The sequence below is a fragment of the Pseudomonas floridensis genome (genome assembly GCF_002087235.1).
Classification (GTDB): Bacteria; Pseudomonadota; Gammaproteobacteria; order Pseudomonadales; family Pseudomonadaceae; genus Aquipseudomonas; species Aquipseudomonas floridensis.
In genome coordinates this window covers 17,474-39,068 of record NZ_MUIO01000111.1, presented here as the reverse complement: position 1 = coordinate 39,068, position 21,595 = coordinate 17,474, and the positions used below count along the sequence as shown (strand labels likewise).

The 21,595-nt window shown below is 58.5% G+C and carries 22 protein-coding genes and 1 pseudogene; 11 read left to right on the top strand and 12 right to left on the bottom strand.

Translation table 11 applies throughout. From position 1 onward, the window contains the following. Nucleotides 1–618 precede the first annotated feature (618 nt). Both BZK31_RS24425 and BZK31_RS29560 read left to right on the top strand, forming a co-directional pair. Nucleotides 619–1,425 carry a c-type cytochrome gene (locus BZK31_RS24425; RefSeq protein WP_083185850.1) on the top strand — a complete coding sequence of 269 codons (807 nt, stop codon included), beginning with the start codon at nt 619–621 and terminating at the stop codon, nt 1,423–1,425. 26 nt (nt 1,426–1,451) lie between these two features. Further along, on the top strand, nt 1,452–1,592 hold the full coding sequence (locus tag BZK31_RS29560; RefSeq protein ID WP_157900787.1) for a hypothetical protein: 141 nt from the start codon (nt 1,452–1,454) through the stop codon (nt 1,590–1,592). A 180-nt stretch (nt 1,593–1,772) separates the two neighbouring features. On the opposite strand, the gene BZK31_RS24420 is transcribed toward BZK31_RS29560, so the two are convergent. The 4 genes and pseudogenes from BZK31_RS24420 to BZK31_RS24405 form a co-directional block, all read right to left on the bottom strand. Beyond that, entirely contained in the window at nt 1,773–2,816 is a 1,044-nt protein-coding gene (locus BZK31_RS24420) for an RHS repeat-associated core domain-containing protein (protein WP_083185849.1), read from the bottom strand. Nucleotides 2,817–2,961: 145 nt separating this feature from the next. Beyond that, nucleotides 2,962–3,159: pseudogene (locus BZK31_RS24415) on the bottom strand (DUF4442 domain-containing protein); the annotation flags it as partial. Nucleotides 3,160–3,232: 73 nt separating this feature from the next. Beyond that, nucleotides 3,233–3,646: a LexA family protein gene (locus tag BZK31_RS24410; RefSeq protein WP_083185847.1), complete on the bottom strand. Its 414-nt coding sequence runs from the start codon at nt 3,644–3,646 to the stop codon at nt 3,233–3,235. 110 nt (nt 3,647–3,756) lie between these two features. Beyond that, nucleotides 3,757–4,998 carry a M20/M25/M40 family metallo-hydrolase gene (locus BZK31_RS24405; protein ID WP_083185846.1) on the bottom strand — a complete coding sequence of 414 codons (1,242 nt, stop codon included), beginning with the start codon at nt 4,996–4,998 and terminating at the stop codon, nt 3,757–3,759. Between the two features lie 267 nt (nt 4,999–5,265). On the opposite strand from BZK31_RS24405, the gene BZK31_RS24400 reads away from it, so the two are divergent. After that, nucleotides 5,266–7,437 carry a TonB-dependent siderophore receptor gene (locus BZK31_RS24400; protein ID WP_083185845.1) on the top strand — a complete coding sequence of 724 codons (2,172 nt, stop codon included), beginning with the start codon at nt 5,266–5,268 and terminating at the stop codon, nt 7,435–7,437. Between the two features lie 58 nt (nt 7,438–7,495). Here BZK31_RS24400 and BZK31_RS24395 read toward each other — a convergent pair whose 3' ends face one another. Then, nucleotides 7,496–7,969 (bottom strand): P-loop nucleotide/nucleoside kinase family protein, encoded by a 474-nt coding sequence (locus BZK31_RS24395; protein ID WP_083185844.1) that lies wholly within the window; start codon nt 7,967–7,969, stop codon nt 7,496–7,498. A 406-nt stretch (nt 7,970–8,375) separates the two neighbouring features. Here BZK31_RS24395 and tal point away from each other — a divergent pair, with 406 nt between their 5' ends. Then, on the top strand, nt 8,376–9,311 hold the full coding sequence (tal, locus tag BZK31_RS24390) for a transaldolase (RefSeq protein ID WP_083185843.1): 936 nt from the start codon (nt 8,376–8,378) through the stop codon (nt 9,309–9,311). Between the two features lie 78 nt (nt 9,312–9,389). On the opposite strand, the gene rssC is transcribed toward tal, so the two are convergent. Then, nucleotides 9,390–9,875 (bottom strand): anti-sigma factor antagonist RssC, encoded by a 486-nt coding sequence (rssC, locus tag BZK31_RS24385; protein WP_024687337.1) that lies wholly within the window; start codon nt 9,873–9,875, stop codon nt 9,390–9,392. Next, nucleotides 9,875–11,056, bottom strand: coding sequence for a two-component system response regulator RssB (rssB, locus tag BZK31_RS24380; RefSeq protein ID WP_083185842.1), 1,182 nt, complete (start codon nt 11,054–11,056; stop codon nt 9,875–9,877). The genes rssC and rssB overlap by 1 nt, the downstream gene beginning before the upstream one ends. 265 nt (nt 11,057–11,321) lie before the next feature. Here rssB and BZK31_RS24375 point away from each other — a divergent pair, with 265 nt between their 5' ends. Next, complete coding sequence (locus BZK31_RS24375) at nt 11,322–11,621, top strand: PilZ domain-containing protein (protein ID WP_083185841.1); 300 nt, start codon at nt 11,322–11,324, stop codon at nt 11,619–11,621. 78 nt (nt 11,622–11,699) lie between these two features. Here the strand turns inward: BZK31_RS24375 and BZK31_RS24370 are convergent, their stop codons facing one another. Continuing rightward, nucleotides 11,700–12,401: an MlaA family lipoprotein gene (locus BZK31_RS24370; protein ID WP_083185840.1), complete on the bottom strand. Its 702-nt coding sequence runs from the start codon at nt 12,399–12,401 to the stop codon at nt 11,700–11,702. Between the two features lie 191 nt (nt 12,402–12,592). Here BZK31_RS24370 and pcrP point away from each other — a divergent pair, with 191 nt between their 5' ends. Together pcrP and BZK31_RS24360 are read left to right on the top strand one after the other, a co-directional pair. Further along, a complete protein-coding gene (gene pcrP, locus BZK31_RS24365; RefSeq protein WP_083185839.1) occupies nt 12,593–13,204 on the top strand; it encodes an HAD superfamily inactivated hydrolase PcrP in 612 nt (203 codons plus the stop codon). Nucleotides 13,205–13,307: 103 nt separating this feature from the next. Continuing rightward, nucleotides 13,308–13,574 (top strand): DUF4404 family protein, encoded by a 267-nt coding sequence (locus BZK31_RS24360; RefSeq protein ID WP_083185838.1) that lies wholly within the window; start codon nt 13,308–13,310, stop codon nt 13,572–13,574. Between the two features lie 184 nt (nt 13,575–13,758). Here BZK31_RS24360 and queF read toward each other — a convergent pair whose 3' ends face one another. Next, nucleotides 13,759–14,589 (bottom strand): NADPH-dependent 7-cyano-7-deazaguanine reductase QueF, encoded by an 831-nt coding sequence (gene queF / locus BZK31_RS24355; protein WP_083185837.1) that lies wholly within the window; start codon nt 14,587–14,589, stop codon nt 13,759–13,761. A 174-nt stretch (nt 14,590–14,763) separates the two neighbouring features. On the opposite strand from queF, the gene BZK31_RS24350 reads away from it, so the two are divergent. After that, the gene (locus BZK31_RS24350; protein ID WP_083185852.1) at nt 14,764–15,444 is read left to right on the top strand and encodes a heavy metal response regulator transcription factor; all 681 of its coding nucleotides are present in this window, start codon (nt 14,764–14,766) and stop codon (nt 15,442–15,444) included. Further along, nucleotides 15,441–16,865: a heavy metal sensor histidine kinase gene (locus tag BZK31_RS24345; RefSeq protein WP_083185836.1), complete on the top strand. Its 1,425-nt coding sequence runs from the start codon at nt 15,441–15,443 to the stop codon at nt 16,863–16,865. Before BZK31_RS24350 ends, BZK31_RS24345 begins: the two co-directional genes overlap by 4 nt. Here BZK31_RS24345 and BZK31_RS24340 read toward each other — a convergent pair whose 3' ends face one another. From BZK31_RS24340 to BZK31_RS24330, 3 genes are all read right to left on the bottom strand, one after another. After that, nucleotides 16,866–18,110, bottom strand: coding sequence for a lipoprotein-releasing ABC transporter permease subunit (locus BZK31_RS24340; RefSeq protein WP_083185835.1), 1,245 nt, complete (start codon nt 18,108–18,110; stop codon nt 16,866–16,868). A gap of 62 nt (nt 18,111–18,172) precedes the next feature. Next, complete coding sequence (gene lolD / locus BZK31_RS24335) at nt 18,173–18,856, bottom strand: lipoprotein-releasing ABC transporter ATP-binding protein LolD (RefSeq protein ID WP_208617230.1); 684 nt, start codon at nt 18,854–18,856, stop codon at nt 18,173–18,175. A gap of 7 nt (nt 18,857–18,863) precedes the next feature. Further along, entirely contained in the window at nt 18,864–20,114 is a 1,251-nt protein-coding gene (locus BZK31_RS24330) for a lipoprotein-releasing ABC transporter permease subunit (RefSeq protein ID WP_083185833.1), read from the bottom strand. A 102-nt stretch (nt 20,115–20,216) separates the two neighbouring features. Between BZK31_RS24330 and BZK31_RS24325 the strand changes: the two genes are divergently transcribed. Together BZK31_RS24325 and BZK31_RS24320 are read left to right on the top strand one after the other, a co-directional pair. Further along, nucleotides 20,217–20,804, top strand: coding sequence for a PilZ domain-containing protein (locus BZK31_RS24325; protein ID WP_083185832.1), 588 nt, complete (start codon nt 20,217–20,219; stop codon nt 20,802–20,804). A 55-nt stretch (nt 20,805–20,859) separates the two neighbouring features. After that, the gene (locus BZK31_RS24320; RefSeq protein WP_083185831.1) at nt 20,860–21,582 is read left to right on the top strand and encodes a glycerophosphodiester phosphodiesterase; all 723 of its coding nucleotides are present in this window, start codon (nt 20,860–20,862) and stop codon (nt 21,580–21,582) included. Nucleotides 21,583–21,595 lie beyond the last annotated feature (13 nt).

The following is a 21,595-nucleotide window of genomic DNA, read 5'->3' as shown; positions in this document are numbered from 1 at the left end:
GTCCAATCCATCATCGGCGCAACGGAGAAGCGGCGGGACAGTGCGGGCCTTGTGGGACGGGGGCTTGGGGCGATTTCTGGTTGCATTTTAGCGAGCCTGTTTGTAGCTAAATACGGTCGTTTCCAGCGGTTTTTCAGAGTGAGTGCTTCAATGTAGCAAGCGGAACCAGCGACGATTGCATTACGTAGACGCAAGGACAACTCAGTCAGTTGTATGGCTCAGATCAAGATCAACCGGGACGGCCGCACAGTTTATCAGGAAAGTCAGACCTTCAATTGCCAGCAGATTGCACAGGCCAGGATAAGCGGCGAGAAATGCAGCCGGTTCAGCCAGGTGCCATGGAGTCGACTGCAAGAGCGCGACCCTCTGTCAGACGATGACCTGTATTGGATCGTATAGAAGGCGCTGCACTTTCGCGTACTTCATCGTGCGAAAAACACTCCCGATCAAGTGGAAGCGCTCCAAAACAACCATTCTGCTCAAGACCGTCGACAGCGCATGCCGACTCAGCAGGGTGGCTTGTGATCGTGAAGAATAAGCATCGTGCGGTCAGTCTGCTATTCAGGCCCGCATGGCTGTGCAAGACTTCTCGCCTTCCACGGTCGAGAGGGCGCCCCTTTGAAAGCGCTTATTCTGTTCGTTGTTCTGTTGCTTAGCTTGCCGTCATCCGCTGCTCAACTGGAACTGCAGTTGGGCCCTAATAGCCGCACCTGGCAAACAGAAGAATTGCTTACCCACCCTCAACTGCAATTTATTACCGTTAAAAACGATGTGTCCTACAAAAAGGACATGACTTATCGCGCCGTACCTGTGGCCGCGCTGTTGACGGGAATCAAACCTGGCGATCACCTGCAGGCAGTGGCTCTGGACGGGTTTGCCGCAGAGCTGGCGGCCGCGCCATTACTCAACGAAAAAGGCGCACGGGCCTGGCTGGCGATCGAAGACCCTGCCCATCCGTGGCCGCCCCTGTCTGCAGACAAGCCCAGTGCGGGGCCTTTTTACCTGGTCTGGACGGACCCGCAGTCTGGAAATATCAGTCCGGAGCAATGGCCGTTTGAAGTCGCCAGCATCAAACGCATGGCTTCAGTTACCGAACGTTTCCCCGCCCTGCTGCCAGATCCTGCGCTCAAGGCTGACGACCCGATCAATCAGGGTTTTGCGCTTTTTCAGAAAAACTGTTTGGCATGTCATCGCCTGAACGGTGCGGGTGATGCGCAGTTTGGCCCGGATCTGAATATTCCCTATAACCCGACCGAGTATCTGGGCATGGACTTCCTCAAGCGCTACATTCGCAACCCTCAGGATTTGCGTCAGTGGCCGCAGGCGAAAATGCCGGGTTTTTCGGAAGCTGTGCTGCCGGATGCAGATCTGCAGAAGCTGATGGCGTATCTGCAGCATATGGCTGGTCACAAGGTAAAGCCCTGATCACTTGAAGTGCAGGATTGTCAGTTATGCCCAATGATGCAAAAAGCCTGTCCGCAATGCGTCCGATTGCCAGCTTTGAAAGGGCATTGATTGCTTTGATGCTATACGACAACGAGCGTCAAAACTTCAAGCACGGCTGGAAGTCAGGTACAGCACCAACGGAATAAAGATAAAACTTGCGCCAGACCTGAGAGAAAGCCGAGTGTTTATAGCCACCGTGAGCGAGGATCACTGGTAAAAGGCGCTCTTTGGATAAGCCCTGCACTCGTCGGTTCTGAAACGCCAGAGAGCCCTGCTCGTCAATATCGAAAGGGCACTCAAGTGCGATAGGTTCCCTGCAGACAGTACTAGATCAAACTATTACTTCGTATGCCATAAGGCCATCCCAGTAAAGAATGAGCTTCAGCTCTACCAGCCGCGCTTCGTTGCTGTGCGATTTTGGCCTGCAATACATCGAATTTCGATAGAGGCCTGGTCCGCTCAGGACGGCTCCGTTTAGAGAGATTCTGAGTAGCATCACGTAGTGCTGCTTCCTGTCGCAACACACTCCGTTTTTCACTAAGCATTTCCTTGGAAGACTTCACGTAACGGCGGTGATGCGTAAGCAACATTTTTTCCGAGGTCTCCAGAACATGACGCTCACGCGGCGTCTTAGCCAAAACTTTTTGAGGCAGCGCCTCTAAAGGAGGCGATTCATCGACATGAGCGATGAGTCGTTTAGGTGTTCTCCCTGATTTCACAATAGTAGAGGGTGTTCGAGTCAGGCGCGGGGCAAGGGTATCCAGACGAGGCTTATGACCAATCAGCCCAAGGAATCTGGAAGCGGCTTTTAAAACGATTCCGGAATAGATATCTCCATTCGGATCCACACGATTGACCGGATCTGCACCGCAGTAGGCGTATGCGTTCAAGCCCCCCTGATCGAACGGACTCCGGCTGTCAGGGCTGTTGAAGCGCATAAGGGTTGGATTATAGGCTCGATAGCCATTTCCTAACAGGTAATGCCCAGTCACATTATCAGGGCGCTCACCGGCGAATCGCATGAGACTTCCATCACCTGTTGATGATGCTTGATAACCGTAAGCCGTGTAGCTGAGCGCTGCAAAAAGCCGAAGATCCACTGTGCCAACCACTGAGTGTTGTCTATCGGTAAGCAGCACTACATTAGCGCCCTGACTGCTGGCAGGATCGTAGGCACGCTCCGCCAACAATATGTTTGCGTTACGAAATACCGTGCACGTCAAGGCTGAACGAACTTCGCTCGCCAGTCGATTTTCCTGATAAAACCGCTGACAAAACTCACCGGACTCCTTACGACTGCCGATTCTGTCTAACGGGTCATAGCGGTAGCTGCACAGGACTTCATCTGAACCACCCTTCTTGAATTTCATCTGTTAATGCCTACTGAAATACGAACGGTGAGTCATCATCCTCCGACTGTAAGGGTCTGCGTACTGGCAAATCTCATAGGTTTTTTATCCGGTCGACGGGGCTTGCAAATAGCGCCATACACCCGCTCTTGCTTCAACCCGCCCGCTACCCCCAAGCAGTCTTCACGTTCGTCGTAATTCTGGCCGCAACCACCTTCACGCCGCCCTCGTCGAAGATATCCACCGGCACGATCTTGTCTCCAGCCGTTTTCCATTCCACGCCCGTGCCGTCTGCGACAGCACGGACGCCGGTTTTGGCCTTTGACAGGTATTCGACCGCCATGCCTTTGGGAATCCATGAAGCCGCGTGCAGGTCGATCATTCGGGAATGACAGCCTGCGGGCGGGCGGTTCCACAACCAGCCCGAACTCATAGCATTATCGAACCTGGGTCAAGCTCTGGGTCACCACACCCAGAATGATCAGGTCGTCGTTATCGGTCACATGCAGCAGTGGGTAACCCTCATGGCTGGGCTCCAGAATCACGACATTGCCACGCATGTGCAGGCGTCGGCAGATTTGGGACTCATTGAGCGACGCAACCACGATGTCGCCATGCTCGGCATAACGACCACGGTCGACAATCAGCATGTCGTTTTTGCTGATGTGCTCACCTTTCATGCTGTCGTCCTCGATCGTCGCAATGAAGAAGTGCGGCTCACGCACTTCACACAGCTCCGCCAGAGAGACGTGCCTTTCCACCACGGGCGACTGCGAGCCAACGGTCGACAGGGAGATGAGAGGAAGCCTGACGCCCCCTGCGGACAAGGGGCCAAGGAATGTGACACTCATAATGCGAGCCTTTTTGTGATTAGCTGTATACATATACAGTTAATCGCGCATCGGCCTTGAGGTCAATCGCGAGCGTAGGATTTATCGACAGGTGGCGTCAGACGACCCCTTCAAGGCGCAGATTGAGACAACTGGGTGATCAACGCTACCGTCAGATAAAGCCGTGGGGCAATGCTCGACAGTTCGATGTATTCGTCATCCGCGTGCAGCCCTGCCCCGACAACGCCCATGGTTTCGAGCACTGCCGGTTTCGCGCTGCCCGGTACATACGCGTAGCCTGCGTCCGTTCCGAAACGCATGGCGATGGGTTCAATGTTGCGGCCGATCTTTGCGTAGAGGGTCTGTGCGGTTTTCGCCAGTTGCTCTGAGCCTGGGTTCTTCGCTAATGGCGGACGACCTTTTTCCAGGCGCACCGTGATCTCGGTGCCGTCGATGAGTTTTTTCTGCACGATGCGCTCAGCGTCAGCCAGCACACGGTCGCTTTCGCTCAGGTCGGCGTAACGCATATCGGCTTCGGCCGAGGCGCTTGACGGGATGATGTTGCGCTTCTCGCCACCCTTGATCAGCGTCCAGTTGACCGTGGTGCCCTTCGCCGGATCACCAAGATCCTTGAGTTGCAGCAACTGATGCGCCAGTTCGATGGCGGCATTACGGCCGGCTTCCGGGGCGGAGCCTGCGTGCGAGGACTTGCCCTTCACATCGAGAAGCACGCCGTTGATGCCATTGGTGGCGACGGTGACGGCGTCCTTGTCTGGCGGCTCGTACGAGAATACGTAGTCATGCTGGCGAGCGAGGTCGGCGATGATTTTCTTCGAGCCGCTGGAACCGGTCTCCTCATCCGGGTTGAACAACACCGTTAACGTACCGAAGCCCTTGAAGCCCTGGTCCTGTAGCAATTTGAGTGAGTGCAGCACCATCGCCACGCCGCCTTTGGCATCGGCAACGCCTGGACCGTAAGCGCGCTCGCCCTGCACTTTGAACGGCCGCTTTGCCGCCGTGCCCGGCCCGAAAACCGTGTCGTAATGAATCATTAGCAGGAAGGATTTGGTGCCGCTGCCCTTCAGCGTGCCGACGATGTTGTCACCCGCAGAAGGTGTGGCAGGCGTAGTGCTGACTTCAGCTCCCAACGCCTTCAAGCGCTCGACCAGCAGATCGCCAATGGTTTTCAGACCCGGCGCCTGGCCTGTACCGGTATCGACATCCACCAATTGCTTGACGGTATCAAGGTAAGCCTTTTGCTCGGCTTCGGCCTTTTTCAACAGCGGTTCAGGTGGCAGATCCGACGCAAAAGCGCCAAAGGACAAGGCCGAAAACGCGATGACACTCGCAATCGATGTGCGTCGAAGATGCATGCTGGTTCCCTCAGATCATGGCGACTAGAACCTGCATCTTTGCCCAACAGGCTCTATAACGCCACTCCTGGGCACTTGATGAGCGTTGGCACAGCGACAAATACGAATATGTATATAAATGTAACTGAGAGTAATTAGCATTTATATGTTTGTGAAGAAATTGTTAGGATCCTTCCACCAGCCTTACCGCTGACCAAACGTCCGGCGCCCGTTGTTCAAGTAGTTCGCCATTTTTCAAGTGCTCTGGCCCATCTTAGGAACCACACAATGTTTCGTCCGCTTACCTCGCTGACCGCCCTTGCGGCTCTCGGTGTATCTGCTGCTGCCCTGGCGGCTCCCGTGCAAACCGATCTGCCGAGCCCATCGCAGTCGAGCGCGCTGACTCTGGACAATGTCGACATCAACGCTCAGACGGGCGTCTCCGGAACAGCCACCACCGAGGGCAGCGGTTCCTACACCACAGGCTCCATGAGCAGCGCGACCAAACTGCCGCTGTCGATCCGCGAAACGCCACAATCGGTCAGCGTGATCACCCGTCAGCGCATCGAAGACCAAGGCATGAACGACCTCAACGACGTCGTCAAATATGCTCCGGGCATCATCCTGCGCAAGTTCGGTACGGATCGTCAGCAGTTTCTGGCTCGGGGGTTCAGTATCGACAACCTGATGTACGACGGCCTGCCGACCATCGTCAGTACCTTCACGCTGGACACTATTTCCGGTGCAGACCTGGCCATGTACGACCGCGTGGAAGTGGTGCGTGGCGCGACCGGCCTGATGACCGGCGCGGGCAGCCCGTCGGCAACCCTCAACCTGATCCGCAAGCGCCCGACTGCGACGCCCCAGGTCAGCGTCACCAGCAGCGCGGGCAGTTGGGACCGCTATCGCCTGGAAGTGGACGCCTCCAACAAGCTCAATGATGCTGGCACATTGCGCGGCCGCGTAGTGACGGCCTACGAGACCGGCAATAGTTTTCTCGACGAGCGCGACGAAGAACGCCAGACGTTTTACGGCGTGCTGGAAGCAGACCTGAACGAATCGACCACCTGGACCCTCGGCGCCTCCAGGCAGCGGGACGACGCGACATCGGACTGGGGCAGCCTGCCTTCAGGACCGAATGGCGAGTATCTCGGCCTGCCCCGCTCCACGTTCCTGAGCAACGACTGGGCCTACTGGGATCGGGACAACATCAGCGTCTTCAGCGACCTGACCCACCGGTTCGACAACGGCTGGAGCGGCAAGATCGCGGCCGCGAAGATCTGGGCCGAATCCGACATGTACTCCAACTACCTGACGGCCTCCGGAAACGGCTATGGCCAGGCTGCCGGCCAGTACGACACCACCGACGTGCAGACCAACATCGACGGATCACTGTCCGGCCCGTTCAAACTGTTCGGCCGCGAGCATGAATTGATGCTCGGTGTCAGCCGTCGCGAGGAGAAGTTCGACCAGAAAGGCGGCTTCTACGGCTCGACGCCAATTGATATCTACAACTTCAACCCGAACATCATCCCCAAGCCGGATCCGGGTGCCCGCACCCCCTACGTCAGCCAGAACACTGCAACCGAAGACGGGGTGTATGCGGCGGCGCGTTTCAACCCCATCGATCCGTTGCACATCATCGTCGGCAGCCGCGTGAGCTGGTACGACTATGAGAACCGTTCGGTCAACAACAGTGATTACAAAGTCACCCGCGAAGTCACGCCGTACGCCGGGATCGTCTACGACCTGAACGACACCTACTCGGTCTACGCCAGTTACACCGAGATCTTCAAGCCGCAGAGCCAGCAGGATCTAGGCGGCGCAGTGCTCGATCCAATGACTGGCGAAAGCTACGAGATCGGCCTCAAGGGCGAGTATTTCAACGGTGATCTGAACACGTCCGTCGCACTGTTCGATATGACCCAGGAAAACCGTGCCTACGCCATCGTCAACCCGCCCGCAACGTGCCAGCAGCAGAACCGTACCTGCTATGAAGCGGCGGGCGAAGTTCGCAGTCGCGGTATCGACGCAGAGGTCAGCGGCGCTTTGACGCCAAACTGGCAGGCTTCGGCGTCCTACACGCTGGTCCTGAGCCAATACGTCAAGGACCGGAACTTCGACAAAGGCGACGTATTCGGTCCGGAACAACCCAAGCACCTGTTCAAGGCCGCCACCACTTATCACCTGTCCGGCGACTTCAGCAAACTGCGGGTCGGTGCCGACGTTCTGGCCCAGAGTGAAACCTACAACCGGGTCGGCAACGGGCGAGCCGAGCAGGATTCATACGCTGTCGTGGGCCTGATGGCGGGTTATCGTTTCGATGAGCACTGGGACGCGCGGGTCAATTTGAACAACGTGTTCGACGAAAAGTACTGGCAAGGCATTCCATTCGCCACCGGCAGCGGCGTCTATGGCGATCCACGCAACGTGATGTTCTCGTTGAAATGGTCGTTGTGACGATCGGCTGAATGCCTGCGCAGCAAGTCCGTAGATCGGGATTACTGCGCAGGCACTGTCAGTCGGTGACGACCACCAACCCTTCATCGTCTTCGGGCGCCCTGAAGTAACTCGTGATTACCTCGAACTCCCTGTCGGTGGCCGCAAAATCGTGACCGCCCTGAGCGTTTCGCGCACGCAGACGTTCAAGACACGTCTGGTCGTCGACATCGAGAAAGTGCAGACGATGCTGCACGCCAGCCTGGTCCGCCAACCCCCGAAGCCAGGCACGATCGGCAACTGTGTTGGCAGGAAAATCCAGCACCACGTTGTTATCTGCTTTCAGCAGGCTGATGACCAATGGCTCCAGTACGCCTCGAATGCGTCGGGCGCGCTGAACATAATCGGAGACCGAGCGTATTTCGTCCGGGTACAGCGCTGCTAGCCAGCGGTCTTCGCTGATGAGGATGGCAGCCTGTTCGTCGGCAAGGGCATGCGCCCGCGTTGATTTGCCCGACGCAATTTTGCCGCACAACAAGTGAAGCGTAGTCATTGTCTGTCCTTGGTTTGATCCGAATCCTGGCCTTGAAAATGGGGCTGCCCCTTGCCTCTGAAGGGTGCCAGCGCAAGGTTATGGTTGTCCATACACACCCTCTGCTGGACATACTGTCACTCAACGCGCTGCACACGCTCACACACCTACGGTCACAAGGTCGTCATGTGTGGACGATTCGTACAGTTTCTGCCAATCGAGAGCGGACCTGCCGTCAGTGTAAAGCGGTTAAAGACAGATCCAGGGAACAAGCGGCCGGTCACAGGCTCCAAACCACTCTCGACAAGGTTTGCGCGACGATGCCGACCCTCTAAACCCGTGATGCGCGAAACCTTATGCGCCGCGGTCTTGAGTGGGCGGCAGCGCTCGGGTAATGTCATCCAACCGCACAGGACAGAGCACGCTCATGACTTCCAAGCTGGATCAACTCAAGCAATTCACTACCGTTGTCGCTGACACCGGTGATTTCGGCGCCATCAAAAGCCTCAAGCCACAGGACGCCACGACCAACCCTTCCCTGCTGCTCAAGGCCGCTTCGAGCGAGAGCAACTCGCAGCTGCTGGCAGATGCGTTCAGCAACAGTAAGGGCGATATCGGCCTGGCCTGCGACCGCTTCGCCGTGGCCATCGGCCAGGAAATTCTCAAGGTGGTGCCGGGCCGCGTTTCCACAGAGGTGGACGCACGCTTGTCCTTCGACACCAATGCCCTGATCGAACGCAGCGAGCGCATCATCGGTCTGTACGATGCCGCTGGCATCAGCCGTGATCGCGTGCTGATCAAACTGGCTTCCACCTGGGAAGGCATTCGCGCCGCCGAGAAGCTGGAAAAGGACGGCATTCAAACCAACCTGACCCTGCTGTTCTCGTTCGCCCAGGCGATCGCCTGCGCCGAAGCAGGCGTGTTCCTGATTTCGCCGTTCGTGGGCCGTATCTATGATTGGTACAAGAAGTCGTCGGGTCAGGATTATGCCGGTGCCGAAGATCCGGGCGTGCAGTCCGTCACGCGCATCTACAACTACTACAAAGCCAACGACTACAAAACTGTCGTGATGGGCGCAAGCTTCCGTAATCTGAACCAGATCGAGCAACTGGCAGGCTGCGACCGTCTGACCATCAGCCCGGACCTGCTCAAGCAACTGGCTGAAGACACCGGCACCCTGGAGCGCAAGCTCTCGCCAGGCAACCCGGGCGAAGATGGCAAAGCCGGACAGAAATTGACCGAAAGCCAGTTCCGCTGGGCTTCGAACGAAGATGCCATGGCGACCGAAAAGCTGGCCGAAGGCATTCGCCAGTTCGCTCGCGATCAGGAAAAGCTCGAAGCACTGCTTTCAGCCAAGGCCTGAAAACACTAAAGGGCGACCTCCTTGCGGGAGTCGCCCTTTTTGCTGTCCGCAATTCAGCCTGGCAGACGAAGAATACGCTTACCGCTGACCTTCGAGCGCGTTGACCAGATCATGGAACGCTTCGCGATTGGAATCGTTGAGGCCCATGAGAATCTTGTGCGCTTCCAGCACCTTGGCCTTGACCACGTCCTCGCACTGATCCTGCGACGGCAGGTCGGTCAGGCATTCCGGACGCGGTATGGGTCTATCGACGATGTTGAACACCTGATCGAAGCCCATCGACTGCAACAGCCGCGTGATGTCTTCATGAGTGGTCACCAGCGTTGGCAGCAGACCCACTTTCTGACGGGACAGGATCGACAGCTTGGCCAGCAAGCCAAGCGTCGTGCTATCGATGCTGCGAGTCTCGGTCAAATCGATGACCACGGCCGAAAAATTCAAGGCAGTGAAGATTCGCTCGATAGTCGCATCCAAGGCCGAACACAGCGTCAACCGCACTTCACCCACGAACTTGAGAACGAAGGTACCTTCCTGCTCGGCGAACTGGATTCTACCGGTACTCATTAAAGATTCCTGCTTAACACTAACAAGGCGATATCATCCGGCATCTCCCCTAGCGTTGCCAATTCAAAAACCTGACGCAAGCCATCCAGGCTGCCGCCAGCCGTCTTCACCAACTCGGGTAAAACGGCTTCTTTCTCTTTGAGTGTATCACCGGGCAGGAGATCGAGTATTCCGTCAGACAACATGGTCAGACTGAACGACGCCGGCAGGTCCACTTCATGGTCCTGATAAGTGGCTTCGTTGAACAGTCCGACGGGCAGCCCGCGGCCCTCCAGATAACGCGTCTGACCTTCGGTGTAAAGCACCGGCAGCGGCAGATGGCCGCCAACGGCATAGGTCAACTTGCCCGATTCCTCATCGATCACACCGCCAACCATGGTCACGTGCTTGCCCAGCTTGCAACTGATCAGCCCACGGTTGATATGCCCCAGTACATCCGAAGGCTTGAACTCAGGCAAGGTTCCACCGCGCTTGGACTCAAACAACAGGCGCGTGGTCATGAACTTCAGCAATACGGTGATGAAAGCCGAGGATGCACCATGCCCGGAGACGTCGGCCAGATAAAACGCGACCCGGCGTTCATCTACCCGGAAATAATCGACAAAGTCGCCGGACAGGTACAACGACGGAATGATCTGGTGGGCAAATTGAAACTCGTCAATCGACCACGGCGTGATCGGCAACATGTTCATCTGCACCTGGCGGCCCGCATCCTGATCTTCCTGAAGCAGATGGAGACTGGCTTCAAGTTCACGGTTGGCCGTTTCCAGCTTTTCGCGGTAGACCTGGTTTTCCTTGAGCAGGCGCGCACGGTCCAGCGCACGACGCACCGAATGCTCGAGCACCGCGAGGTCCTCAAGTGGCTTGATCAGATAATCGGCGGCGCCCAGGCGCAAGGCTTCGACCGCATCGCTCATGACGCCAGCGCCGGAAACGACGATGACCGGCGTCTGTGGCGCGATGGACGTCACCTGACGAATCAGCTCGAGCCCGCCCATCTGCGGCATGCGCAAGTCGCAGACGACCAGATCTGGAGTTTTCTGCTCGAATAGCTGAATCCCCTGCAGGCCGTTACTTGCCTGCAGGACGCTAAAGCCACTGTCTTCCAGATAGGCGGCAAGGCTTGCGCGCACGACTTCGTCGTCATCGATTATCAGTAGCGTGGCACTGGTTTTTGGCATGTGGGCAAACGGCGCCAGATCAGGTTTGCGTAGGCGGCCCGGTTTACCGGAACCTGCTTACTGGATTCGCTTCTAGCCTCTCTTGAACCATCCGTGCGCAACGCAACTGCGCATCGTGTTCAGAGGTGCCCTTCAAGGCGCAGACGGTACTCCCATCCGACGGGCGTTTCAAGCGTACTCCGGCCCGGACTTTACGCTCTTTACATCGCAAATCGCCGGGAGTTATAAGAACGGACACATAAGCAACCAAAACGAAGGACAGGACATGAGTCGAACCGATCGCGACTACGAGGAGAAACGAGATTACATCCGCATGCGCGTCGACGCAGACGTCAACCTGATCCATGCCGGTCAGGTCATTCCCGCCGTGTGCATTGACCTTTCCAGCTCCGGAATGCAGGTTCAGGCACCGCGTTCGTTCAGCGTCGGGGACAAGCTGAAGGTCAGTATCGACTCCGATCATCCGGCGCTCAAGGGCCTTGAGGCCGATACGGAAGTGGTATGGGTCACTGACGAAGACGGCGGCGGACAGAAACTGGGCCTGTCCATCCTGGCCATGAAGTGAGGACGGGTTCACATTCCGGAAAAACAATAAAGGCGACCCGAGGTCGCCTTTATCTTGAGTCACATCACAGAACGACGATCAAAAATCGTCTTCTACCTGACCGTCCTTGACCTTGAATTCACGGTTCTGCAGGTAGGCGTTGCGAATGAAGGTGTAGCGGTCGCCACTGATCATGCGCTCGGCCGACAACAGGCTGGCGCGGGTATCGACCAGGTTCACGCCCAACGCCGTGTTGCGGGTCGGTACGTGATCGATATAGCGATAGGGGCTGGTGTAGGTGTCAGGGTATTTGGCGATGGCGTCACGCACCGTGCTCGGCCCCAGCAGTGGCAGCACGACAAAGGGACCGCTGCCTACGCCCCAATAGCCCAGTGTCTGCCCGAAATCTTCATCGTTGCGCTGCAGGCCCATGTGGGTGCCCACGTCGATGAACCCCAGCAGACCGAACGTGGTGTTGAAGATCAGACGCGCGGTGTCTACACCGGCGGCGGCAGGCTTGGCCTGCAACACGTCGTTGGCGAGGTTGCCCACGTCACCGATGTTGTTGAAGAAGTTGTGCACGCCATCCTCGACGAACTGCGGTGCGACGTACTGATAACCCTTTGCCAGCGGCTTGAGCGTGTACGTATCGACCACGTCGTTGAAGCGGAAAATGGCACGGTTCACGCCTTCCCACGGGTCGTCCTCGGCCGCCTGAGCGACGACTGGAACCAGCACCATACCGGCACAGAAAGACAACTGAGCCAGACGTTTGATAAAGCCTGCACCGGTCACGGGCATAGCTGACACTCCTGATCGAAATATTGACGCGGGTGCTACGCCCCCACACGCAAGGACCGGCAGTATAAAGCCTTCTGCGTCGAATAAGGCAGTTCTGTCAGCAACGCCGTGCGGATAATCGCAGTCATCACCCGGTCATCGCAATGTCACAAAAGGCCTGTAGCGTGCTCTGGTATTTGAGAGCGATCACCATGCTTGCACCGGTCCTCAATCCCCTGCCCGCCTTTCCCGCTTTGCTTTTCGGCCTCAGCGGCTGCCTGGTGGACTTCGGCGCCCAAGCCGCAAGTCCGGCGGCGGACCGCGATTGTGACCCCGCTCAGGCAACGCCAGGCGCATTGGACGCATTGCGTACGGTACGTCAACAAGGCGTGCCCTGCGCCTGGCTCGACGAATTGCCTGACACACTCAGTAATACACTCGCCCAGCCGGTCAACGACTGGATCGTCCCTGCGCCACGCGCGGTCGCCAGATGGCCAGCGCCAGATGCCTGCTGGACCGCGCTGATGGCCTTGGGCGTCAGCCAGCTAGACGGTTGCGTGTTGATCAGCGGAGAGCCTCGTCTGTTGCAGTCGGGTCTGAACGCGGGGCTCTGGACCATCGGGCTGGCGTCCTGCGGACCGTTGTGCGGATTGTCTCCGCTGCAGTGGCAGACCCTGAACGACGCCGAACGCGAACAACGACGCGCCCACGCCACGCTCAAGCTGTACGCACTGGGCGTGCATTCGGTGATCGATCACCTGGGCGAACTCGAATCCTGCCTCGCAGACATCGCCCTGCGTCGCAGCAAGGGCGAAAAGCCCTGACACATATGCAGCCTGCTCTGGAGTGGATTAGTCTTAAGGCGTCACGAACCTTTAGCCCAGCGGCGTAGTCCATGGGACAGACTTATCATTGAAGGAGCACGTCATGCCTGCCCGCGAACTGCAAGAACAACTCGACACCCTGCGCGCGCAACTCGAGCAGAATCCGCCGCTGTCGGACGCTGAGCGCGACAACCTGCAGGATCTGATTCAACAGATCAAAGGCCAGCTTGAACTGGAAAACGCCACTCACGAAGACCCGAACCTGGCGGATGGCGTCAACCTTGCGGTAGAGCGTTTCGAGCTGGAGCATCCAGCCATTGCCGGTACTTTGCGCAATATTGTGCAGACGCTGGGCAACATGGGAATCTGATGACCCTGACGACTTCTCACTGAAGACAAACGCATCTTTCGTGGAGGCGCGCCTGCTCCGGGCAACACTCGCCGAAGACGCTGGTGCGTCCGCCAGGCATCCAGCGCCTGAAACACCGCCTTAGTGACCACTCTCACTCTCACCCAGTGCCGACTTGTCAGATGCGTGCCGCGTTCGAACCGGATTACTGGCGAGCCAGCCTGCCGTTGTCCACATCAAGTGTTTCAGTGCTGCGGTACGGGTTGATGTCCAGTCCGCCGCGGCGCACGTAACGTGCGTACACCGTCAGTTTTTCCGGCTTGAGCAGGCGTTGCAGGTCGAGAAATATCCGCTCAACGCACTGTTCATGAAAATCCGAATGCTGGCGGAAGCTGACGATATAAGCCAACAGGCTGGCCGGATCCAGCGCCGCGCCGCGATACTCCACCACCACGCTGCCCCAGTCCGGCTGACTGGTGACCGGGCAGTTGGACTTGAGCAAGTGGCTGTAAACACTCTCTTCAACAACACGTGACGCATCACAGCGCAGCAGTTCAGGTTGCGGACGGTCGTAGCTGCTGACATGGATGTCCAGATCGTCGATGCACACGCCCGGCAGCGTCGCTACCCCTTCTCGTTCCACCTCGTCCAGATTGCGAATGCGCACGCCGACCGGCGTGCCGGCCGCAGCCGATAGATCTTTCTCCAGCGTCACCTGCACCTGCTCACGCGACTCGAAGGCGGTCTGGTTGAGCGAGTTGAGGTACAGCTTGAACGACTTCGACTCGATGATATTCGGCGAGTCGGCCGGAATGCTGAATTCGGCAATCGCCACCACCGGCTTGCCCGACGGCAGCAGCCAGGACAGTTCATAGCAGTTCCAGTAATCGACACCCTTGTACGGCAGCGTCTCGGCGGTCAGCCCGAGCTCGGTCCATTTTGCGGCACGCGGAATCGGAAACAGCAACGAAGGCGTATAGGTGGAGATGTACTCACTGGACTTGCCCAGCGGCGAATGTTCGGCTGCGGGATGCATGGCGATACCTGGATCATGAATTAACGCGGCGAGTTTATAGGGTTTGCGACAGGCTTTCAGCGACAATTGCTTGTTCCACGCGGCGCAGGCAGCGGATTACAGTTCGGTCAGCTTCGCCCCGGATGCCCTCGCCTGCGCTATAAAGCCTGCATTGCAATGGACATGGCTCGCTCGATGAAATTATTGATCGTTGAAGACCAGCCCAGAACCGGCCGGTTTCTGCGCCAGGGGCTGAACGAAGCCGGATTCGACACCGAGTGGGTGGCCGACGGGATAACAGGCCGGGAGCGCGCCGTCAGCGGCGATCACGCCTTGCTGATTCTTGACGTGATGCTGCCGAATTGCGACGGCTGGGAAATCCTCAGGTCGGTTCGCGCTGCCGGTCGGGATACGCCGGTGTTGTTTCTGACCGCACGCGATGCCATCGAAGATCGCGTCCACGGCCTGGAACTGGGCGCCGATGACTACCTGGTCAAACCCTTCGCATTCCCGGAATTGCTGGCCCGGGTCCGCAGCCTGCTGCGCCGGGGCGGCGTTGCAGGTGTGGACACTCATCTGCAGATCGCCGACCTGCGTCTGGACCTGATGCGTCGCGAGGTCGAGCGCAGTGGCCAGCGCATCGTTCTGACCGCCAAGGAGTTCACCTTGCTGGAAGTGTTGCTGCGCCGTCAGGGTGAAGTGCTGCCCAAATCGTTGTTGGCCTCGCAGGTCTGGGGCATGAACTTCGACAGCGACACCAACGTCATCGAAGTCGCGATTCGCCGGTTGCGGCGAAAGATCGACGATGACTTCCCGAACAAGCTGATCCACACGATGCGTGGCATGGGCTATGTGATCGATGAACGTGCGCTGTGAACATTCGCCGCCGGTTCGATCGGCTTTCGTTGCGCAATCGTCTGGCGCTGCTGTTTTCCGCGTGCGCGGCAGGGGTCTCGTTGACCGCCGGTATTCTGTTCAGCCATGCCAGCGCAACACATTTTGTCGAACTCGATCAGCAATTGCTCGATGCACGACTCGCCACGCTTCGTAGCACCTTGCAGGGCGTTGCGACGCAACAGGACTTCAACCAGCGCAAGGCACTGCTACACGCCACTCTGGGCCACCAGCCGGATCTCACACTGCGCATCAGCGGGGCGGACGGCCGGGTCTGGTTCGATACCGCGCCAGTCCCCGTTCCGCCTGCCGCCGGTCTACAGACCTTCACGACCGACCCGATTGCCTGGCGCAGTCTCACCGTACCACTGGACTCGCGCTCCGCGCAGTCACCTGACGTCACGTTGCTGCTGGATATCACTCATCACCAGCATTTCCTCGAGCGCATGCAGCGCCTGATCTGGCTGACGGTCGGTCTTTCGGCGCTGGCCACGGCGCTGCTGGGTGCCTGGGCAACACGCAGCGGGCTGCAACCGTTGCGCAAGATGAGCGCAGTAACGGCCAGCGTATCCGCCAGTTCGCTGACCACTCGACTTCCCGAGCAGGACATGCCCACCGAACTGGCCGAACTGACTCGCGCGTTCAATGCCATGCTTGATCGACTGGACGACAGCTTCCAGCGCTTGTCGGCCTTCTCTGCCGACATCGCCCACGAATTGCGCACGCCCTTATCCAATCTACTGACCCAGACACAGGTCACGCTGACTCGTCCGCGTACGCTGGAGGCCTATCGCGAAGCGCTGGCGGGCAATCTTGAAGAGCTGCAAGGCATGGCGCAGATGGTCAATGACATGCTGTTTCTCGCCAAGGCCGAGCACGGCCTGTTACGGCCGGTCCGAGCGCCGCTGCAACTGGAAGACGAGGTCGATGCGGTACTGGAGTTCTTTGCCCCGCTGGCCGATGACGCTGACATCAGGCTCTCGCGCCGGGGTCAGGCCCGGTTGCATGGCGATGCGGGCTTGCTGCGCCGGGTGCTGTCCAACCTGCTGGACAATGCCCTGCGCTTCACCCATCCGGGTGGCCACGTAACGATTGAACTGAATACATCGCCATCAGGCGTCGCGCTCAGTGTCGAAAACAACGGCACGGACATCACGCCCGACGCACTGCCGCACCTGTTCGAACGGTTTTACCGGGCGGATCCTGCCAGGCAGGAAAGCAGCGAGCATGCGGGGCTGGGTCTGGCGATCACACGCTCGATCGTCAACGCCCATGGTGGAACGATCCGCTGCGAGTCGGCCAATGGCATTACCCGCTTTACCGTCGAATTGCCCGCCTTATCGCAAAAAGCCGCTGCCGACCCCTTTGATGGTCAGCAACGGCTCACTGTCACAGGCCATTGATCATTCGTAGCGCAGGGCGTGTGCCGGCTCAATTTGCGCGGCGCGCCAGGCAGGGTAAACGGTGGCCAGGAAGCTCAGGATGAAACCGGCACTGCAAATCAGCAGCACGTCGCCAGCCTGCAATTCGGACGGCAGGTTGCTGATGAAGTACACGTCGGAGCTAAAGATGTGCTGACCGCTGACCCGCTCGACCCAGCCCACCAGACTGCTGACGTTCAACGCCGCGATGATGCCTAATACGCCGCCGATCAAGGTTCCGACAATACCGATGACCGTGCCCTGCACCATGAAGATCGCCATGATCTGCCTTGGCGTCGCACCGATGGTACGCAGGATGGCGATGTCAGCGCCCTTGTCGTTCACCACCATGATCAAGGTGGCGATGATATTAAAGGCAGCGACCGCGACGATCATCAGCAGCAACAGACCGATCATGGTCTTTTCCATCTTCATCGCGCTGAACAGGCTGCCCTGGGTGTGGGTCCAGTCATCGGCGCGATAACCGTCGCCCAGGCTGCCGGCAATGGCGGTCGACACTTGAGGGGCCATGTACAGGTCTTTCAATGCCAGTCGCACGCCCTGCACCTGATTGGGCTGCCAACGCTGCATTTGCGCAGCATCCGCAATATTGATCAGCGCCATGGAGCCATCCAGTTCGGCGCCGACCTTGAACACACCCACCACCGTCAGGCGTTGCAGACGCGGCGTGATGCCGCCCGGTGCATTGCTGACTTCAGGCACGATGAGGGTCAGCTTGTCGCCCACGCTCAAACGGAACCGACGTGCAGTCAGGTCACCCAACACCACACCGAATTCGCCAGGCTTGAGGTCTTCAATGGCGCCTCGGGTAATGTGTTGCGTGACGATCGATACTTCATGCTCGAGCGACGGATCGACGCCGCTGATCTGGATCGGTTGCATCGACCCCTTGTAAGACAGCATGCCTTCCATGTCGGTGAACGGAACGGCAGCGGTGACCTCGGGATTTTTCAGGGCAGCGGCGGCCAGCGGCTTCCAGTCATCCACCGGCGTGGTGCCTGCGATCACCGCATGGGGCACCATGCCAAGGATCCGTGAACTCATTTCACGCTGGAAACCGTTCATCACCGACAGCACCACGATCATCGCCAGCACGCCCAGTGCCAGACCGATCATCGATGTCATCGAAATGAACGAGATAAAGCTTTTGCGGCGCTTTGCGCGGGTGTAGCGCATGCCGATGAAGATGGGTAACGGTCTGAACATTCGCGGAGCACCGTAGAGAAAATGTAGAACCCGGCGCGATGACTTGCGCCGGGTCGGGTGAATCAAGCCTCGACGAGGCGACCGTCTTCCAGACGCAGCACGCGGTCCATTTGCCGGGCCAGACTCATGTCGTGCGTCACCACTAGAAATGCCGTGCGCGACGACGTGCTCAGCTCACGCATCAGGTCCTGAATGCCTTGTGCGGTATGGTGATCAAGGTTGCCGGTCGGCTCATCCAGCATCACCAGCCCCGGCTGATTGACCAACGCACGAGCGATCGCCACGCGTTGACGTTCACCACCGGACAGTTCGGATGGTTTGTGCGCCAGACGGTGCCCCAGACCAACACGCTCCAGAAGTGCCGTTGCACGCTGACGTGCCTCGGGGATTGCCGTGCGACCAATCAGCAGCGGCATGCAGACGTTTTCCAGCGCGGTGAATTCGGGTAGCAGGTGGTGGAACTGGTACACGAAGCCCAGCGCGCGGTTGCGCAACAGACCACGGGCCTTTTCGCCCAGCGCCGACAACTCTTCGCCCGCCAGCCAGACACTGCCTTGCGACGGCGTATCCAGGCCTCCCAGCAAGTTCAGCAAGGTACTTTTGCCCGAGCCCGAACTGCCGACGATGGCGACGCGCTCACCAGGATGCAATTCCAGTTGCAGGCCGGACAACACAACTACGGACTCCGGGCCTTCCTCATAGGATTTACCCAGGTTGCGGCAACTCAATACTGCTTTATCAGACATGCCCGACTCACTCATAACGTAACGCCTCCGCCGGCTGGGTGCGCGCAGCACGCCAGGCGGGATACAGGGTGGCGAGGAAACTCAGGACCAACGCCGCACCGCAGACCTGGAACACGTCCTGGGCCATCAGTTGCGAAGGCAGGTAATCGATGAAGTAAACGTCGGCGTTGAGAAACTTGTGGCCGATCAGCCCTTCGAGCGCCGAAATCGCCGCGCTGACATTCAGAGCGGCGAGAATGCCCAGCGCCGCGCCGATCAAAGTGCCTACCACGCCGATCACCGTGCCCTGCACCATGAAGATCGCCATGATCTGCCGGGGTGTGGAACCCAGGGTGCGCAGGATCGCGATATCGCCTTTCTTGTCATTGACCACCATCACCAGCGTGGAAATGATATTGAACGCCGCAACGGCCACGATCAGTAACAACAGCAAACCGATCATGGCTTTTTCCATACGGATCGCCTGGTACAGGTTGCCGTGGGTACGGGTCCAGTCACGGGAGTAGAAATTGTTCTCGCCCAGCTTCTGAGCGATTTCCCAGGAAGTGCGAGGCGCTGCGAACAGGTCATCGAACTTCAGGCGCAGGCCTTGGACCTGGTTGGGTTTCCAGCGGTGCAGGCGCGCCAGATCATCGAGGTTGGTCAGGCCCAGATAGCCGTCGATCTCGCCCGCGCCGACATGAAAGATGCCGGTCACCTCAAAACGCTTCATGCGCGGAAACATGCCGGCAGGTGTCAGCGACACCTCTGGCGCGACGAAGGTCAGCTTGTCACCGACCTTGACGCCCAGTTTCGCAGCGGCCTTGTCACCGATCATGATGCCAAAGCTGCCGGGTGCCAGACTGTCCAGTTTGCCCTGCTGGATGAAGTTGTCGATGATCGAGACCTTGCGCTCCTCGGTCGGGTCGATACCGTTGAGCAGCACTTTCTGTACCTTGCCTTCATGGGTCAACAGACCCTGCATCTGCGTGAAGGGCGCGACTGCGAGCACCTGCCGGTTCTCTTGAACCCTGGCAGCCAACGCTTTCCAGTCGGTGATCGGATCGCCCGACTCGATGGTGGCGTGCGGCACCATGCCGAGCACGCGAGTGCGCATTTCGTGATCGAAACCGTTCATGACCGATAACACGACTATCATCACCACAACGCCAAGCGCCAGGCCGATCATGGAAGTCAGGGAAATGAAGGAAACAAAATGATTGCGTCGTTTTGCACGTGTGTAGCGCGTGCCTATGAATACAAAAAGAGGTCTGAACATTAGGGACTTTGTTCGCAGGAATGAGGACGTCCGTGTGGCGGGCCTTGACGTGCAGCTTTACACTCGAGACTCTCTGACCACCGCCGCTACCATGGGTTCGCCATGTCGACATTAGATGAAGCAGAACGCCGCGAATACTACCGTATCGATGCCAGCGTCGCACTGGAAATTAACCCGCTGTCTGCCGCCGAGACCGCCAGCCACGAGGCGATGAAGGAAACTTCGGCGCTGTTCGACCTGCTCAGCGAGCTGCACGTCAGCGAATTCGAATCACAGCACCTGCTGCGCCAGCTCGACGAGCGAGACCGGGTGCTCAACAGTTTTCTGAAGTCGCTGAACAAGCGCATCGACCTGCTGGGTCAGGTGGTCGCACACACGGCGCTCGGCAAGCTTGGCGCCCCGCAGCCGGTGAAACTCTCCGAAGGCGGCATGCAGTTCAATTCGTTGCAAAATTATACGGCGGGTGAAGAACTGTCGATCAAGATGGTGCTGATGCCGCAAGCCTCCGGCTTGATGCTGCATGCCAGGGTGACGCAGAGCGACCCGCTGCCCGACGGCGGCTTCGAGACCTGGGTCGAGTTCGTACAGCTTCCCGATGCCCAGCGCCAGTTGATCGCCCGCCACGTGCTGCAACGACAGGCGCAGCAACGCAGGCAGGCGCTGGAGCGCGGTCAGCCGTCAGGCGCATGACCGCGGCTCTTATCCCCATACACAGTAGTTGGTGCCTTTCAGGCCAGGAGTAAACGTGACCCTTATCTACGGCCACCGCGGCGCCAAGGGCGAAGCACCGGAAAACACCCTGACCAGTTTTCAGGAATGCCTCAAGCACGGCGTACGCCGCTGCGAACTGGACCTGCATCTGTCTCTCGACGGAGAGTTGATGGTCATTCATGACCCAACCCTGAAACGCACCACCGACCGGCGCGGCAAGGTCAATGAACACGCCGCTGCCGACCTGGTGACCTACGATGCGCGCAAGGGCGGGCCGGGCTGGGTAAACCCCTGCCCCATTCCACGTCTGGAAACACTCTTCGAGCAATGCGATTTCGAGCATTGGCAGCTGGAAGTCAAAAGCGCTTCACGCACCCGGGCCGCGAACACCGTGCTGGCGATTCGCGAGATGGCTCAGCGTCACGGCCTGCTGGACAAGGTCACCATCACCTCCAGCTCGCGAGAAGTGCTGCGCGCCGCCGTCGAACTGACACCGGACATCTCGCGTGGGCTGGTCGCCGAATACGCCTGGCTCGACCCGCTGAAGGTCGCGCAGAACTATGGCTGTGAGATTCTGGCGCTGAACTGGACGCTGTGCACACCCGAGCGCCTGCAGAAAGCGCAGCGCCAGGGCCTGCATGTGTCGGTTTGGACGGTCAACGAGCCTGCCCTGATGCGCAGGCTCGCCGACTTCGGCGTAGACAGCCTGATTACAGACTTTCCCGGTTTGGCCACCGCCACGCTCGGGAATCGCTGAAATCGGTCGCCCC